At 70.8% G+C, this 15,980-nt stretch carries 12 protein-coding genes and 1 pseudogene; 6 read left to right on the forward strand and 7 right to left on the reverse strand.

What is annotated here, in order from left to right:
• Positions 1-382: 382 nt before the first annotated feature.
• Together IE275_RS30250 and IE275_RS30255 are read right to left on the reverse strand one after the other, a co-directional pair.
• Positions 383-880 carry an LURP-one-related/scramblase family protein gene (locus IE275_RS30250; protein ID WP_189714951.1) on the reverse strand — a complete coding sequence of 166 codons (498 nt, stop codon included), beginning with the start codon at positions 878-880 and terminating at the stop codon, positions 383-385.
• Complete coding sequence (locus IE275_RS30255) at positions 877-1,866, reverse strand: GlxA family transcriptional regulator (RefSeq protein ID WP_189714953.1); 990 nt, start codon at positions 1,864-1,866, stop codon at positions 877-879. The genes IE275_RS30250 and IE275_RS30255 overlap by 4 nt, the downstream gene beginning before the upstream one ends.
• Positions 1,867-1,917: 51 nt before the next feature.
• On the opposite strand from IE275_RS30255, the gene IE275_RS30260 reads away from it, so the two are divergent.
• The gene (locus IE275_RS30260) at positions 1,918-2,310 is read left to right on the forward strand and encodes a cupin domain-containing protein (RefSeq protein WP_189714955.1); all 393 of its coding nucleotides are present in this window, start codon (positions 1,918-1,920) and stop codon (positions 2,308-2,310) included.
• Positions 2,311-2,470: 160 nt separating this feature from the next.
• Positions 2,471-4,303, forward strand: coding sequence for an NHL domain-containing thioredoxin family protein (locus IE275_RS30265; RefSeq protein WP_189714957.1), 1,833 nt, complete (start codon positions 2,471-2,473; stop codon positions 4,301-4,303).
• 40 nt (positions 4,304-4,343) lie between these two features.
• Here the strand turns inward: IE275_RS30265 and IE275_RS30270 are convergent, their stop codons facing one another.
• The 3 genes from IE275_RS30270 to IE275_RS30280 form a co-directional block, all read right to left on the reverse strand.
• The gene (locus IE275_RS30270; protein ID WP_189714959.1) at positions 4,344-4,592 is read right to left on the reverse strand and encodes a DUF6458 family protein; all 249 of its coding nucleotides are present in this window, start codon (positions 4,590-4,592) and stop codon (positions 4,344-4,346) included.
• An 83-nt stretch (positions 4,593-4,675) separates the two neighbouring features.
• Positions 4,676-6,001, reverse strand: coding sequence for a M18 family aminopeptidase (locus IE275_RS30275; RefSeq protein ID WP_189714961.1), 1,326 nt, complete (start codon positions 5,999-6,001; stop codon positions 4,676-4,678).
• 135 nt (positions 6,002-6,136) lie between these two features.
• On the reverse strand, positions 6,137-7,963 hold the full coding sequence (locus tag IE275_RS30280) for an acyl-CoA dehydrogenase (RefSeq protein ID WP_189714963.1): 1,827 nt from the start codon (positions 7,961-7,963) through the stop codon (positions 6,137-6,139).
• 220 nt (positions 7,964-8,183) lie between these two features.
• Between IE275_RS30280 and IE275_RS30285 the strand changes: the two genes are divergently transcribed.
• The 3 genes and pseudogenes from IE275_RS30285 to IE275_RS30295 all read left to right on the forward strand — a co-directional run.
• On the forward strand, positions 8,184-8,651 hold the full coding sequence (locus tag IE275_RS30285; protein ID WP_189714965.1) for an SseB family protein: 468 nt from the start codon (positions 8,184-8,186) through the stop codon (positions 8,649-8,651).
• 187 nt (positions 8,652-8,838) lie between these two features.
• Positions 8,839-10,782 carry an NHL repeat-containing protein gene (locus tag IE275_RS30290; RefSeq protein WP_189714967.1) on the forward strand — a complete coding sequence of 648 codons (1,944 nt, stop codon included), beginning with the start codon at positions 8,839-8,841 and terminating at the stop codon, positions 10,780-10,782.
• A 130-nt stretch (positions 10,783-10,912) separates the two neighbouring features.
• Positions 10,913-11,620, forward strand: a pseudogene (locus tag IE275_RS30295) (pirin family protein); the annotation flags it as partial.
• 69 nt (positions 11,621-11,689) lie between these two features.
• On the opposite strand, the gene IE275_RS30300 reads toward IE275_RS30295, so the two are convergent.
• Entirely contained in the window at positions 11,690-12,604 is a 915-nt protein-coding gene (locus tag IE275_RS30300; RefSeq protein ID WP_189714969.1) for a BRO family protein, read from the reverse strand.
• A 174-nt stretch (positions 12,605-12,778) separates the two neighbouring features.
• Here IE275_RS30300 and IE275_RS30305 point away from each other — a divergent pair, with 174 nt between their 5' ends.
• Positions 12,779-13,831, forward strand: a complete 1,053-nt coding sequence (locus IE275_RS30305; protein WP_189714971.1) for an AI-2E family transporter — start codon at positions 12,779-12,781, stop codon at positions 13,829-13,831.
• On the opposite strand, the gene IE275_RS30310 is transcribed toward IE275_RS30305, so the two are convergent.
• Entirely contained in the window at positions 13,795-15,957 is a 2,163-nt protein-coding gene (locus tag IE275_RS30310) for a SpoIIE family protein phosphatase (protein ID WP_189714973.1), read from the reverse strand. The two genes, IE275_RS30305 and IE275_RS30310, sit on opposite strands and share 37 nt — an antisense overlap.
• Between the last annotated feature and the right edge of the window lie 23 nt (positions 15,958-15,980).

The following is a 15,980-nucleotide window of genomic DNA, read 5'->3' on the forward strand; positions in this document are numbered from 1 at the left end:
CCCCCTGCCGCCGTGGCACGACGCCGGCCGTGCCGCACGTCTGTTCCAGAGTGACGCCTGGAGCGGCTCCCCCGCCACCCCTCATCGGGCGCCGGTCATGGTGTCCGGTCATGCGCCCCGGTCGGGCCCCGGGTCATCGGCACAGCACAGCTAGGGCCTGTCGTTTGGATCATGCCGCGCGCCGCGGGGTGTGGTGCGCGCTCCCCCAGAGGGGGGACCCCCAGCGGCGTTGTCGTCGGTTGCCGACGTCCCCCAGCCTCCGGCCGGGGGTGCCCCACCGCGTCGACGCCCTCCTCCGCCTTGCAGCTGCACGCACCACACCCCGCTCGGGTCGGCGACAAGGCACCGTCACGCATAGCCGACCTGATCCAAACGACAGGCCCTAGTCGTCGCCCCGTTCCTTCTCGGCGAGGTGGATCACGCACACCGTCACCGCGATCAGCAGCGCCGGATCCGCGTCCTCGCGTACGACATCCACGCCGTACGTCTCCCGCACGTGCAGCCGGCGCCGGGAGATCACGGCGAGCAGTTCGCCGTCGTACTCGACGGCGAACTCGCGGTCGAAGATCTTGCCGCTGACGTCCAGCTCCGTGCGGCCGTCCGTCAGGGACACCCGGTAGTGGTTGCGCAGCAACGACAGCCGCTTGCGCCGGACCGTGGCCAGCGGCTCGCCGTCCCGCTCGATCACCATCGTGTCGCGCAGGGCGAGCATCTTCTGGCGGATGTCGATCAGGACCCGCCCGCGCGTGTCCTTCAGCTCGAACGTGTCGCGCAGCCGGATCGCCTTGCCGTCGACCAGGAACACCTTGTTCCCCTGGTCGTCCTCGATCCAGTAGTCGTCGCCGAAGGCCAGCAGCCGGTCGCGTACAAGGAATCTCATGTCCTCAGCGCTTCCCCGGCGGCCGGTCCGAAACGCCGTCTGTAGGCCGACGGGCTGAGGCCGGTCTCGCGCCGCACGCGCGCGCGGAGGTTCGCCGCGGTGCCCAGACCGCTGCGCGCCGCCACCATGTCCAGCCGCTCCTCCCCCCGCTCGATCAGGCGGCAGGCCAGCGCCACCCGTTCGCCGGTCAGCCAGGCCAGCGGGGTCGTGCCGAGCTGGGACCGGAAGCGGCGGTGCAGGGTCGCCGGGCTCACCGCCGCGCGGGCCGCGAGGCCGGCCACCGTCAACGGCTCCCCCAGCCGTGCCTGCGCCCACGCCAGCAGCGGCGCCAGCGACTCGTCGGGCACGTCCGGCAGGGGCCGCTCCACGAACTGCCGCTGGCCGCCGTCCCGGTGGGCGGCGAACACCAGCCGCCGCGAGACGGCGTTGGCGATCTCGGCGCCGTGGTCGCGGCGTACGACATGCAGGCCGAGGTCCAGCGCCGAGGCGCTGCCCGACGCGGTGAGGATGTCGCCGTCGTCGACGAAGAGGACGTCCGGTTCGAGACACACGCGCGGGAAGCGGGTCCGGAAGGAGTCCGCCCACATCCAGTGGCAGGCCGCGCGGCGGCCGTCCAGCAGTCCGGCCTCGGCCATCGTGAACGCGCCCGAGCAGAAGCCGACCAGCCGGGCGCCACGCGCGTGTGCCCGTCGCACCGCGTCCAGGACGCGGGGGGAGCGGGGGGTGTCCGTGTCGGGCCGGTTCGGCACGATCAGCGTGTCCGCGTCCTCGGCCGCCTCCAGCCCGGCGACCCCGGTGAGCGTGAAGAAGCCGTCCCGCATCCGGGTGACCGGCCCGTCCGCGCACAGCCGGAAGTCGTACAGCTCCCGGCCCAGCTCGGGGCGGCGCAGCCCGAAGACCTCGATGGCGCAGCTCATCTCGAAGGGGTTCGAGTTCTCGTCGACGATCAGCACGACACGGTGCGGCTGAGAGGATCCTTGCGGCATGTGCGATTCCTAGCACTCGTCGGCTCCGGTGCCCACCCCCACGATGAGGTCATGACCAACGAACCCGTCTCCCTCTCCGCCGCCCTCGCCTCCTTCACCGACCGGTGGAGCCCGCGCATCGTCACCACGGTCAACGACTACGACGTCCGCGTCACCCATGTCGAGGGCGAGCACCTCTGGCACGTCCACGACCACACCGACGAGTTCTTCCTGGTCCTGGAGGGCGAACTGCACATCGCCCTGCGCGAACCGGCCGGCGAGCGCACGGTCGTCCTGCCCAGGGGCAGCGTCTTCACGGTCCCGCGCGGCACCGAGCACAAGCCGTACGCCCCCGTCCCCACCCAGATCCTCCTCCTCGAACCGACCGGCACCTCCACCGTCGGCGATCACCACGACGAGATCCCGGACCACGTGGACGCGACGACGGGCCACGCGCTGACCTGAGACGCGCCGACCTGAGACGCGCCGACCTGAGCCCGGCGTGACGGGCGCCGACGCTGAAGCCGCTGAAGCCGCTGAAGCCGCTGAAGCCGCCGGAGCCGCCGCAGCCGTCGACGCCGAAGCCTCCGAGGTGACTGTCGGTGGCGGATGGCACCCTTGAGGCATGACCGCCCCCGCACCCCGCCGCGTCCGTGTCCGCGCCCCCGAGCTGATCGGCAAGGGCGGCTGGCTGAACACGGGTGAGCAGCAGTACACCCTCGCCGACCTGCGAGGACGTATCGTCGTACTGGATTTTTGGACGTTCTGCTGCATCAACTGTCTGCATGTCCTCGACGAGCTGCGTGAGCTGGAGGCGAAGCACCGGGACACGGTCGTCGTGATCGGGGTGCACTCGCCGAAGTTCGTGCACGAGGCCGAGCACCGGGCCGTGGTGGACGCGGTGGAGCGGTACGGCGTCGAGCATCCGGTGCTCGACGATCCCGAGCTGGCCACGTGGAAGCAGTACGCCGTGCGGGCCTGGCCGACGCTCGTGGTGATCGACCCCGAGGGGTACGTCGTCGCGCAGCACGCCGGCGAGGGGCATGTGCACGCGATCGAGCGGCTGGTGACGGAGCTGGAGGCGGAGCACGGCGCGAAGGGGACGCTGCGGCGCGGCGACGGGCCGTACGTGGCGCCGGAGCCGGAGCCGACGGCGCTGCGCTTCCCCGGCAGGGCGATCGTGCTGCCGAGCGGGAACTTCCTGGTCAGCGACACCACACGGCATCAGCTGGTGGAGCTGGAGGCCGACGGGGAGAGCGTCGTGCGGCGGATCGGGTCCGGTGGGCGCGGCTTCGCCGACGGTCCGGCCAGGGGCGCCTCGTTCAACGAGCCTCAGGGGCTGGCGCTCCTGGACGACTCCGCCGTGGTCGTCGCCGACACCGTCAACCACGCCCTGCGCCGTCTGGACCTCGGCTCCGGGGAGGTGACGACCCTGGCGGGCACCGGCCGGCAGTGGTGGCAGGGGTCGCCGACGTCAGGGCCGGCCCGCGAGATCGACCTCTCCTCCCCGTGGGACGTGGCGCTGTTCGACGGGCGGGTGTGGATCGCCATGGCGGGTGTGCACCAGCTGTGGGCCTACGACCCGGCCGAGGGCACGGTGGCGGTCGCCGCCGGTACGACCAACGAGGGCCTCGTCGACGGACCTGCCGACGAGGCGTGGTTCGCGCAGCCGTCCGGGCTCGCGGTGTCCGCCGACGGCGCGCGGCTCTGGCTCGCCGACTCGGAGACGTCCGCGTTGCGCTGGGTGGACCGCGAGGGCGTCGTCCGCACCGCCGTCGGCACCGGGCTGTTCGACTTCGGGCACCGTGACGGGGCGGCGGGGCAGGCGCTGCTCCAGCATCCGCTGGGCGTCACCGTCCTGCCGGACGGGTCGGTCGCCGTCAGCGACACCTACAACCACGCCCTGCGCCGTTACGACCCGTCGACCGGCGAGGTCACCACCCTGGCCACGGATCTGCGGGAGCCCAGTGACGCGGTGCTGGTCGGCGACGAGATCGTGGTCGTCGAGTCGGCCCGGCACCGGCTGACCCGGCTGCGGCTGCCGGAGGAGGCGGTACGGGTGGAGGCCGTGGCCCACCGCACCCGGCGCGCCGCCACCGAGGTCGCGCCGGGCACCCTGCGGCTGGACGTGATCTTCCAGGCGCCGGCCGGGCAGAAGCTCGACACCCGGTACGGTCCGTCGACCCGCCTGCTGGTCTCCGCCACCCCGCCCGAGCTGCTCCTGAAGGGCGAGGGCGGGGACACGGACCTCTCCCGCACCCTGGAGCTCGACCCCGACGTCCCGGAGGGGGTGCTGCACGTCTCCGCGATGGCCGCCTCCTGCGACGACGACCCCGCCAACCCGTACCCGGCCTGCCATGTCCACCAGCAGGACTGGGGTGTCCCGGTCCGCCTCACCGAGGGCGGGGCGGACCGGCTGCCCCTGGTCCTGGCGGGGATGGACGACTCGGCCGGCTGAGGCGGAGGGCCGGCGCCGGCGGCTGCCGGCCGAGGTGGGCTCAGCCGCCGTACCCGTCGCTGTATCCGCCGCGGTGGTGGCGCTCCTCCTCGACGACGGTCGTCGTCGCCGGAGGCACCACCACGCGGCGGCGTCGCGCGATGCTGCTGAACGTGGTGACGCCGATCAGGCCGACGATCATCAGAATGACTCCGACCAGGTCGAGGTTGACCCCTTGCATGTCCCAGTCGGTCGCGAAGGTGAGGATCGCTCCTACGGCGATCAGGATGATGCACCCGCCGAGGCCCATGGTGTTGCCTCCCTGTACGGTCCGGTGGTTCCGGTCTGCTCCGGTCTGCGGTCCGCACCGGCGGGTACCCCCCTTCGCGTGAACTACCCCTCCAGGAAGGCCACCAGAGCGTTCGCCAGCAGATAGGGGTCGGCGTCGCCGCACAACTCCCGTGCGCTGTGCATCGACAGGATGGCCACGCCGATGTCGACGGTCCGGATGCCGTGCCGGGCGGCGGTGATCGGGCCGATGGTGGTGCCGCAGGGCATGGAGTTGTTGGAGACGAAGGACTGGAAGGGCACGCCGGCCTTCTCGCAGGCGGCGGCGAACACCGCCCGGCCCGAACCGTCCGTCGCATAGCGGTTGTTGACGTTGACCTTGAGGATCGGGCCGCCGTTGACGCGCGGGTGGTGCGTCGGGTCGTGCCGCTCCGCGTAGTTGGGGTGCACCGCGTGCCCGGTGTCGGAGGAGAGACAGACGGTGCCGGCGAAGGCTCTCGCCCGGTCCTCGTACGATCCGCCGCGCGCGAAGACTGAACGTTCCAGCACGCTGCCGAGCAGCGGCCCGTCCGCGCCGGTGTCGGACTGGGAGCCGTTCTCCTCGTGGTCGAAGGCGGCCAGCACCGGGATGTACGGCAGGTCGGTGCCGCTCGTCGCCACGGCCGCCAGGGCCGCGGTGGCGGCGTGCACCGACAGTAGGTTGTCCATGCGCGGGCCGGCCACCAGCTCCTGGTCGCGGCCCAGGTAGGCGGCCGGCTCCACGGGGTGGGTCATCAGGTCCCAGCCGGTGACCTCGCCCGCGGGCAGCCCGGCCTCCTCCTCCAGGAAGGCGATCAGGTCGCCGCCGCGGACGTCGCCGCCGAGGCCCCAGACGGGCTGGAGGTGGCGCTGTTTGTCGAGCTTGAGGCCGTCGGTGTTGACCGCCCGGTCGAGGTGGATGGCGAGCTGGGGCACGCGCAGCAGCGGCCGGTTCACGTTCACGAGGCGTGTCGTGCCGTCCCGCAGGGACAGCCGGCCGGCGATGCCCAGGTCGCGGTCGAGCCAGGAGTTGAGCAGCGGACCGCCGTAGATCTCCACGGCGACCTGGCGCCAGCCGTGCGCGCCGGTGTCCGGCAGCGGCTTGACGCGCAGGTTGGGGGAGTCGGTGTGCGCGCCGATGATCCGGTAGGGGGTGTGCGGGGCGGCGCCCTCGGGGACGTACCAGGCCACGATCGCGCCCCCGCGCAGTACGTAGCGGCCGCCCGAGCCCGCGGCGGAGGTGGCCGCGGATGTCTCCGTGTCCCAGGCGTCCGTCTCCGAGACCTGCCGGAATCCGGCCTTCTCCAGCCGCTCGGCCGCGTTCGCCACGGCGTGGTACGGCGACGGGCCGGCCGTCAGGAAGGACATGAGGTCGTCGGTGTGGCCGCGGTCGAAGCGGGCGGGTGCGCTCATGGGTTCACCTTAACGACGGACGAGAGCCCGCTCCCTGTCATGGGAACGGGCCCTCGTGAGGACGGTGTGAGAGTCACCGGGTGGGTGACCGGGCGGCATTTTGGCATGCCGCGCCGGCCACCGCGGCGGGATGGATCAGAACGCGGCCTCGTCCAGCTCCATCAGGTCCAGCTCGACGCCCTCGGCGATCTTGCGGGCCAGGGTGACGCCCGGCAGGACGTTGGCCGCGAAGAACTTCGCCGCCGCGATCTTGCCGGTGTAGAACGCCTGGTCCTTGGCGGAGGCCGTCTCCAGCTTCTCGGCGGCGACCGCGGCGCCCTTGAGGAGCAGGTAGCCGACGACCACGTCACCGGAGGCGAGCAGCAGGCGGGTGCTGTTCAGGCCGACCTTGTAGATGTTCTTGACGTCCTGCTCGGTGGCGGCGAGGTCGGTGAGCATCAGGCCGACGATGGCCTCCAGCTCGACGGCGGCCTTGGCCAGGTGCTCGCGGGCCGAGGAGAGGTCCTCGCCGCCGGTGCCCAGCGCCAGGAACTTCTTGATGTCCTCGGCGAGGGAGTTGAGGGCGGCGCCCTGGTTGCGGACGATCTTCCGGAAGAAGAAGTCCTGGCCCTGGATGGCGGTGGTGCCCTCGTACAGGGTGTCGATCTTGGCGTCGCGGATGTACTGCTCGATCGGGTACTCCTGGAGGAACCCGGAGCCGCCGAAGGTCTGGAGCGACTGGGCGAGCTGCTCGTAGCCCTTCTCGGAGCCGTAGCCCTTGACGATCGGCAGGAGCAGGTCGTTCAGGGCGTGGTCGGACTTGGTGTCCTCGCCGGCCGCCTCCTTGACCGCGATCGTGTCCTGGACCGAGGCCGTGTACAGCACCAGCGCGCGCATGCCCTCGGCGTACGCCTTCTGCGTGATCAGCGAGCGGCGGACGTCCGGGTGGTGGGTGATGGTGACCTTGGGCGCGGCCTTGTCCATGAAGTTGGCGAGGTCGGGGCCCTGGACGCGCTCCTTGGCGTACTCCAGCGCGTTGAGGTAGCCCGTCGACAGGGTGGAGATCGCCTTCGTGCCGACCATCATGCGGGCGAACTCGATGATGCGGAACATCTGGCGGATGCCGTCGTGCTTGTCGCCGATCAGCCAGCCCTTGGCGGGGTGCTGGTCGCCGAAGGTCATCTCGCAGGTGTTGGAGGCCTTGAGGCCCATCTTGTGCTCGACGTTGGTGGCGTAGGCGCCGTTGCGCTCGCCCAGCTCGCCGGTCTCGAAGTCGAACTCGTACTTCGGGACGAGGAAGAGGGAGAGGCCCTTGGTGCCGGGGCCGGCGCCCTCGGGGCGGGCGAGGACGTAGTGGAGGATGTTCTCCGACATGTCGTGCTCACCGGACGTGATGAAGCGCTTCACGCCCTCGATGTGCCAGGAGCCGTCCTCCTGCGGCACGGCCTTGGTGCGGCCGGCGCCGACGTCCGAGCCGGCGTCCGGCTCGGTGAGGACCATGGTGGAGCCCCACTGCTTCTCGACGGCGATCTGGGCGATCTTCTTCTGGACGTCGTTGCCCTCGTCGTGGAGGATGCCGGCGAACGCCGGGCCGGAGGAGTACATCCACACGGCCGGGTTCGCGCCCAGGATCAGTTCGGCGTAGGCCCAGATCAGCGAGGGGGGAGCGGTGGTGCCGCCGATCGCCTCGGGCAGGCCGAGACGCCAGTACTCGGAGTCCATGAAGGCCTGGTAGCTCTTCTTGAAGGACGCCGGGACGGGCGCGGTGTTGGTGGCCGGGTCGAAGACCGGGGGGTTGCGGTCGGCGTCGATGAAGGACTCCGCCAGCTCGTTCTCCGCGAGGCGGGTCAGCTCGTCGAGGATGCTTTTCGCGGTCTCGGTGTCCATCTCCTCGAACGGGCCGGTGCCGTACAGCTTGTCGCGCCCCAGTACTTCGAAGAGGTTGAACTCGATGTCGCGGAGATTCGACTTGTAGTGCCCCATGGCGATGGCTCCCGAGAGAGATCGGCGAGGCACTTGGATCCTCGCGCCAGTTCACTTACCAACTAGTAGCTACGATGATGCTACCCGTCGGTAATAAGCCGCAACCCCGAACCCGCCATCTGTGACGGTTCACACCGCAACGGTCCCGGCGGAGCGCCCGAGTGCGGTACGGACCCCGCCGCAGCCCCACGGGCCGGGCGCTCTCGGTACTCTTGCGCCCATGTACGGCTACGACCAGAACATGGGCGCCCAGCAGCAGTACGCCCAGCCGCCGCAGCAGCCGATGGCGGGCGGCTACGGCCAGCAGCCGCCCCTGTATCCCGAGCCGTCCCCGCCCTCCCTCGCGGACGCGGTGCGGGCGTTCACCACCGGGCAGTTGGCCGCGGAGGACTTCCAGCAGGTCTTCGCCACGTCCAAGGTGTACTGCCCGCGCGGCGACAACCCCGGCTTCCTCGCGCTGCACAACACCCAGCAGCCGGTGATCCCGATGTTCACCTCCCTCAAGGAGCTGCGCCGGTACGCGGGCAAGGAGTCCAAGTACTTCGTCATCACCGGCGCGGAGGTCATCGACCTGCTCCCCACCGGCTACGGCTTCGTCCTCGACATGGAGGGCGAGCACCGCATGGTCTTCGACGCCAAGGCGGTCGAGCAGATGGTGGAGTTCGCGATGCGGCGCATGTACGGCTGACAGCGGCCTCCCCGGCCGGTCGCGCCCGGAAATCCCCCTCCCTGTTTGTCACAGGCATGCCATAGGGTTCCCTCAGGCAGCCGCGCCCCGGGGGCCGTCCTTCACGACGGCCGTCTCCGGGTGTCGCGCGGCGCTCTCTCATCACCCGGGGAACCCGGGTCTTCTGTGGGGGTTCATCACTGTGCGTATGCGCAGCACATCGGCCGCGACGGCACTCGCGGTCCTCTTCAGCTCGGCGGCGCTGAGTGTCGTGGCGGCGGGGACCGCCTCGGCCGCCGGCACCACCGTCGCGAGCGTCGGCGGTCTCGTCGTGGACGGCACGCTCCAGCGCGTGTTCGTCGGCGACGCGGCGGACGGCCGCATCCTCGCCTCCGACTACAAGGGCAACCTCGTCGACCTGAACGCGGGCTTCGGCAGCGTCAGCGACCTGGCCCTGTCGGACGACGGCAGCACGCTGTACGCGGCCCTGCCCAACACGCACCAGATCGTCGCGCTCGACCCGGCCACGCTGGACATCAAGCGGACGTACGCCGTCCCGACCGACACCGGCCCGCGCCACCTGGCCTTCGCCGGCGGCAAGGCGTGGTTCTCGTACGGCGACCAGTGGGACGGCGACCTCGGCTCCGTCGACCCGGCGGTGGACCCGGCGAGCGGGACCGACCCGGTGGCGCTGGCCCAGGTCCCGGCCGAAGGAACGGGGTCCGGGCTGTGGGGGCAGGCCCTGCTGGACACCGACCCGCTGCGGCCGGGCCTGCTGGCCGTCGGCGAGACCGGGGACTCCACGGGCACCGAGGCCGTCCTCGACGTGTCGAGCGGCACGGCCCGGGTGGTCGCCTGGAACGACACCTCGTACGCCCTGAACGACGGCCTCGGGGACATCGACCTCGTCGCGGGCGCCGACCAGGTGCTCGTCAACGGCTCCGGCCGGCACGCCTACGCGAACGGCACTCTCACCAAGGCCGGCGCCTACCCGTCCGGGCACGGCGCCGACATCGCGCCGAACGGGCTGGTCGCCCAGGTCGACGGCGACAGCGTCAAGGTCTACCGGCCGAACGCCGCTCAGCCGCTGCGCACCTTCTACGACCTCTACGGCGGACCGGTGCGCTGGGCGCCGGACTCCTCGCGGATCTTCGGCCTGGTACGGGGCGCCGGCGGCGAACTCACGCTCACGGCCCTGACCCAGCCGACGCTCAACGTCCCCACCCTCACGGTCAACGCCCCGAGCTCCGCGACCCGCGCCAAGAAGATCACCGTCACCGGCAAGATCTCGGCGACGGTCCCGCTGCCCGCGGGCGTCAAGCTCTCCGTCACCCGCACCGACCTCGACAGCCCGAGCGGCAAGGCGCTCGCCGCCGTCACGGTCAAGGCGGACGGCACGTACTCCTTCACGGACACCCCGCCGGCCGGCGGCACGGTCACCTACAAGGTCACCTATGCGGGTGACGCCGAGCACACCTCGATCTACGCCTACGACAAGGTCGCGGTCTCCCGCGCCTCGACGAGCCTGAGCCTGAACAACAACGGCAAGCTGTACAACTACGGCACCGACGTCAAGTTCACCGCGCATCTCGGGGCGACGTACAAGAACCGTACGGTCGAGATCTGGGCGGACCCCTTCGGCGGCGACAAGCCCAAGAAGCTGGTCAAGAAGGGCACGGTCAACTCCAGCGGCAACATCGTCGGGACCGTGGACATGACCCGCGACACGACCGTCACCGCGGTCTTCGCGGGGGACGCCCGCAACGCGCCGAAGACGGTGAAGGTCACGGCGTACGCCCGGGTCAAGGTCTCCACCGCCGTCACCAGGCACTACCGGACGGCCAAGATCGGCTCCACGTCGTACTACTGGTTCCACAAGAACACCGACCCGCTGCTCACCACGACGATGACCTACTACCCGGGGCGTCAACAGCGCTTCGACCTCCAGGTCTACTACCAGGGTTCGTGGTACTCCATGGACTCGGAGTACTTCCCGGTCGGTACGAACGGGAAGTCGGCCGTCAGCCTCGGCGCCCCCGGTGAGGCGGGCATCCGGGTCCGGATGCGCTCGGTGTACGTCAACAGCTCGTCCGGCGACACCGTGAACTCCACGACGTACGGCGCGTGGAAGTACCTGTACTTCAGCAACTGACCGGCCCCGATCTTCGGTGAAGAGGGCGATGTGGCCCGGAGGGAATGTCCTCCGGGCTTTCGTCGTTGGGCCTGGCAGAAAGTTCAACGCTCAACTAAACTGAGACGCAGTCGCCCAAGGAGGTACCGACATCGACGGCATCTTCGACCACCAGGACAGCCAGGGCGGCGGCGGCACCATCACCAACGGCGACACCCAGTGGATGACGGCCGGTTCCGGCCTGCTCCACATCGAGGCGCCGCCGGAGCACCTCGTCATGTCGGGCGGTCTCTTCCACGGCCTCCAGCTGTGGGTGAACCTGCCCGCCAAGGACAAGATGATGGCGCCCAGGTACCAGGACATCCGCGGCGGCAACGTGCAGCTGCTGACGTCACCCGATGGCGGTGCGCTCATGCGCGTGATCGCGGGTGAACTGGACGGCCACGCCGGCCCCGGCATCACCCACACCCCCATCACGATGATCCACGCCACCCTCGCCCCCGGCGCGGAGATCACCCTCCCCTGGCGCGAGGACTTCAACGGCCTGGCCTACGTGCTGGCGGGCAAGGGCGCGGTCGGCGCGGAACGCCGCCCGATCCACCTGGGCCAGACGGCGGTCTTCGGCGCGGGCTCCTCGCTGACCGTCCGCGCGGACGAGAAGCAGGACTCCCACACGCCGGACATGGAGGTCGTCCTGCTGGGCGGACAGCCCATCCGTGAGCCGATGGCCCACTACGGCCCGTTCGTCATGAACACCAAGGACGAACTCATGCAGGCGTTCGAGGACTTCCAGAAGGGCCGCCTCGGCACGATCCCCGCGGTCCACGGAATGACGGAGGAGGGCCCGCGGGAGGCCTGAGGCCGGTACGGTACGACGCAGGCCCGACGCCGCAACTTCGTTTTGCGACGTCGGGCCTGTCTCATCGCGTCACGGCAGGACGCAGACCGGTGTCCCGTCCGCCGCACGGCTCCCGTGCCGCACGCAGCCCCGTTCGAACAGCACGTCCAGGCAGTCGCGTACGCGGCTGGGCGACAGTCCGGTACGGGTGGAGATCTCGTCCACGGAGCACCTCGCCCCGCCGCGCAGCAGCGCCGGTGCCAGGTAGGCCGCCACCACGTGGACGTCTTCCGTCACGACCAGGTTCGTCGCCTTCCACTTGGCGAGGATCTGCTGAGGCGTCAGCTCCGGGGCCGGGGCGGGCCCAGGGCGGGTGTTGGGCTGCCTGAGGGCCTCGGCGATGTCCTTCAGGCCGTTGTTGATCTGCCGCAGCAGATCGTTCCGCTCCTCCTGGAACGCCAGCATCGTGTCGTCCGCCCGGATGTTCCGCTCCTCCAGCCGCACGATGGCCTCGACCACCTGCTCCGGCATGACGTACGCGGTGCCGCCGGACGGGGCGGGCTGTACGGCGGCCGGTTCCAGGGAGTAGGAGCCGTCGCGCTGGATGGTGACGATGACGTCCGAGACCCAGGTCTTGAAGGGCCCGCTCTCCGGTTTCGTGCAGCCGTTGACGAGGGCGATGAGGCCTTGCAAGTTCACCATCCTCATTGACTTCTTGAGCCCGTGACCTGCGATCTTGCTCGAAGCGTCGGCCCCATAGACGCTTTGGACAAGATCGTCGAGAATGGATTGGCATGTTGCCGCAACATGCCACTGGAGTGCTTGGCGGGTGTTCGCATAACCGAGGTCTGTGGCCACATCGGCCGCCACGAACCAGTGCTCCCCGTCCGGCATCGTCACCCTCCGCACCCGCGCCCCCGTCGCCGCGAACACGAAGTCGTTGATGTCGATCGCGTCCTTCCGTCCCGTCGACTCGTCCGACGGAATGTTGTTCTGCTCGTACATCGAGCATCACCTCCGTCCCGGAACGTAGGCACGGGCAAGGGCAACTGGTGTGCATAGTACGGACAATCATCCGTTAGGGTGATCGACGCATCGATTCTGCTCGAATGTGATGAACCGTCACCCGGCCGGCCCCGCCGGGAGGACAAGTCCGGCACCCCATGATCCGCTGGACCCGTGCACCTCCTCCCCGTCCCCGCCCGTCGGTTCGCCGCCTGGTGTGCCGTGATTCTGCTGGCGTCCGGGGTCGGGTACGTCGGGATCCGGTTGTGCGCGGAGTTCCGTACGGCCGTGACGCCGGTGCTGCTCGCCCTGCTCGGGACGGCGCTGCTGGGTCCCCTGTACCGCCGGATGGTGAAGGCGCGGGTGCCCAGGTCGATCGCGGCCGGGCTGACCTGTGTCGCCGTGGTGGGCGTCGTCGGTGGGGCGGTGTACATCGTCGTCGCCGCGCTAGTCGACACCGGGGACGAGATCATCGCCTCGCTGAGGAACGCCGCAGAGAGCGTCGCCGATCACTTCGGGGCGGCCGGGACCTCGCTCGACGACCTCGCCTCGAATTCGAGGGAGCTGCTGAGCCGGTTCGGCGGGACCGCCGCCTCCAATGTGATCAGCGGGGTGAGTGTGGTCGGTGAGGGCATCGCCATGGCCGTACTCGCGCTGCTGCTCGTCTTCTTCTTTCTGCGGGACTCGGACCGGGCCGTCGACGCGCTGCGGGCCGTCGCCCCGCATGGCACCGCGGACACCGTGGAGGCCATGGCCCGGCGGGCCTTCCAGGCGGTCGAGGGGTTCATGAGGGGGACCACGCTCATCGCCCTCATCGACGCCGTGTGCATCACCGTCGGGCTGCTCATCCTCGACGTGCCGGGCGCCGTGGGGCTCGGCGCCCTGGTGCTCGTGCTGGCCTACATCCCCTACCTGGGCGCCTTCCTCTCCGGCACGGTCGCCGTGCTGGTCGCGCTCGCCGACCGGGGCTTCGTCGTCGCGCTGTGGGCGCTCGGGGTGGTGCTCGCCGTGCAGGTGCTGGAGGGGCATGTGCTCCAGCCGATGATCCAGAGCCGCACGGTGCAGATGCATCCGGCGGCCGTGATGCTCGCGATCACGGCCGGGGCCTCCGTCGCCGGCATCCTCGGCATGCTGCTCGCCGTACCGCTCACCGCCGCCGTCTTCGGCATCCTGCACGAACTGCGGACCCGTTACGCCACCTCGCCGGAGCCCGCCGGCGGCTCGTAGAGCTCGAACCAGATGCTCTTGCCCTCGCCGCGCGGTGCCACCCCCCAGGTGTCGGCGAGCAGCTCGATGAGGACCAGCCCGCGGCCGGAGGACGCCAGCTCGCCGGGCCGGCGCTTGTGCGGCAGGTCGTCGCTGGTGTCGGTGACCTCGACCCGGATCCGGCGCTCGCCGGGCTCCCCGGTCACCTCCGCGACCAGCAGCGCGTCGGCGTCCGTGTGGACGAGGACGTTCGTCAGCATCTCGGAGACGAGCAGCACCGCCGAGTCCACCTGATCCGCGCTGTCCCAGTCGTGCAGCAGCTCCCGCACCTGCTGCCGGCCCACGGCCACCCGCTCGGGCTCGGCCTGCGCGACGGTGAGCAGGGTGCGCCGTACGGGAAGCCGCGGAAGCGCCGCGCTGGTGTCGAGGCCGTAGCCCGGCCCGCCCTGCCGGCACAGCAGCAGGACCGCGATGTCGTCCTCGCGGCGGTCCGCCAGCGGGCCCGTGGTGTGGTGGGAGGAGGGGCCGTGCACGGCCTGGACCAGGGCGTCGGCCAGGGTCTCCAGGTCGCCCTCGTGGGTCTCCATGATCTGGCGGACACGTCGCCAGCCGGTGTCGAGGTCGTGCCCGCCGGTCTCCAGCAGTCCGTCGGTGCAGAGCATCAGCGCCTCGCCGGGTTCCAGGGCGAGCCGGGTGGTCGGATAGTCGGCGTCGGGATCGACGCCCAGCGGGAGCCCGCCGGCCGTGGCGCGCGCCAGGACCGTGCCGTCGGTCATGCGCACGGCCGGGTCGAGATGGCCGGCCCGGGCGAATTCCAGGACGCCGGTCACCGGGTCGACCTCGACGTACAGACAGGTCGCGAAGCGCGGGTCGACGCCGCCGTCGGAGTCGGTGAGGCCGTGGAAGAAGTGGGAGGCGCGGGAGAGGACGGCGTCGGGGCGGTGTCCCTCGGCGGCGTACGCCCGCAGGGCGATGCGCAGCTGGCCCATCAGTCCGGCGGCACGTACGTCATGGCCTTGGACGTCCCCGATGACCAGGGCGAACCGCTCGCCCGCGGACTTGGTGCGGGAGGTCCCTCCGGGCAGCGGGATCATGTCGTACCAGTCGCCGCCGACCTGGAGCCCGCCGCCGGTCGGTATGTAGCGGGCGGCCAGGGTCATGCCGGGTATCTCGGGGCCGAGCGTGGGCAGCATGGAGCGCTGGAGGCCGTCGGTCAGCTCCCGCTGGGTCTCGGCGACGCCCGCCCTGGTCAGGGCCTGGGCGAGCATCCGGGCCACCGTGGTGAGCACGGAGCGCTCGTCGGGGGTGAACGCCACCGGGTAGGTGAAGGCCGCCATCCAGGCGCCCATCGTGCGGCCGGCCACCGTCAGCGGCAGGAACGCCCACGACTGCCGGCCGAAGTGCGAGGCCATCGGCCAGGTGAGCGGGTAGCGCTCCTTGTACTGTCCGGGCGAGGAGAGGTACACGGCCCGGCCGGTGCGTACGACCTCGGCGGCCGGATAGTCCGTCTCCACGGGCATCCGGGTGAAGGGGCTCTCGTCGCCGGGGCGCTGCCCGTGGTGCCCTATGACGGTCAGCCGGTCGCCCTCCACACCGAAGACGGCCAGCCCGTCCGGGGAGAAGCCCGGCATCGACAGCCCGGCCGCGACCCGCAGCACCTCCTCCGTGTCCCGTGCCTCCGCCAGCGCGCGGCCCGCGTCCAGCAGGAACGCCTCCCGGGAGCGCCGCCAGTCACCCGTGACGGCGGTCCGTCCGGCGGGGGTGCCCGGCCGGGGCTCGGTGACCTCCTGGAGGGTGCCGATCAGCTCGTACGCCTTCTTCACCGGGTCGAAGGACGGTTTGGAGCGGCTGCGCACGATCCGGATCACCCGTCCCTGGTCGTCCATGATCCGGATGCGTACCTCGGCGAGCGTCTCCTCGGCGACGGCCAGCTGGATGACGCCGGTGATCTCGTTCCAGTCGACCGGGTGGAGACGGGCCCGGGTCTGGGCCTCCGTGAGGACCGCCTCCTCGGCGGGCAGCCCGAGCAGCCGGGCGGCCTCGGCGTCGACCGTGACCAGCCCGGTGGCCGTGCTCCATTGCCAGAGGCCGGTCGCGAGGGAGGCGAGGACCTCTCCCACGGCGGGCAGGGACTCGCCGGTGCGCATTGCCCCACTTTATGAAGACGGGG

The sequence above is a fragment of the Streptomyces phaeofaciens genome (assembly GCF_014648915.1).
GTDB lineage: Bacteria > Actinomycetota > Actinomycetes > Streptomycetales > Streptomycetaceae > Streptomyces > Streptomyces phaeofaciens.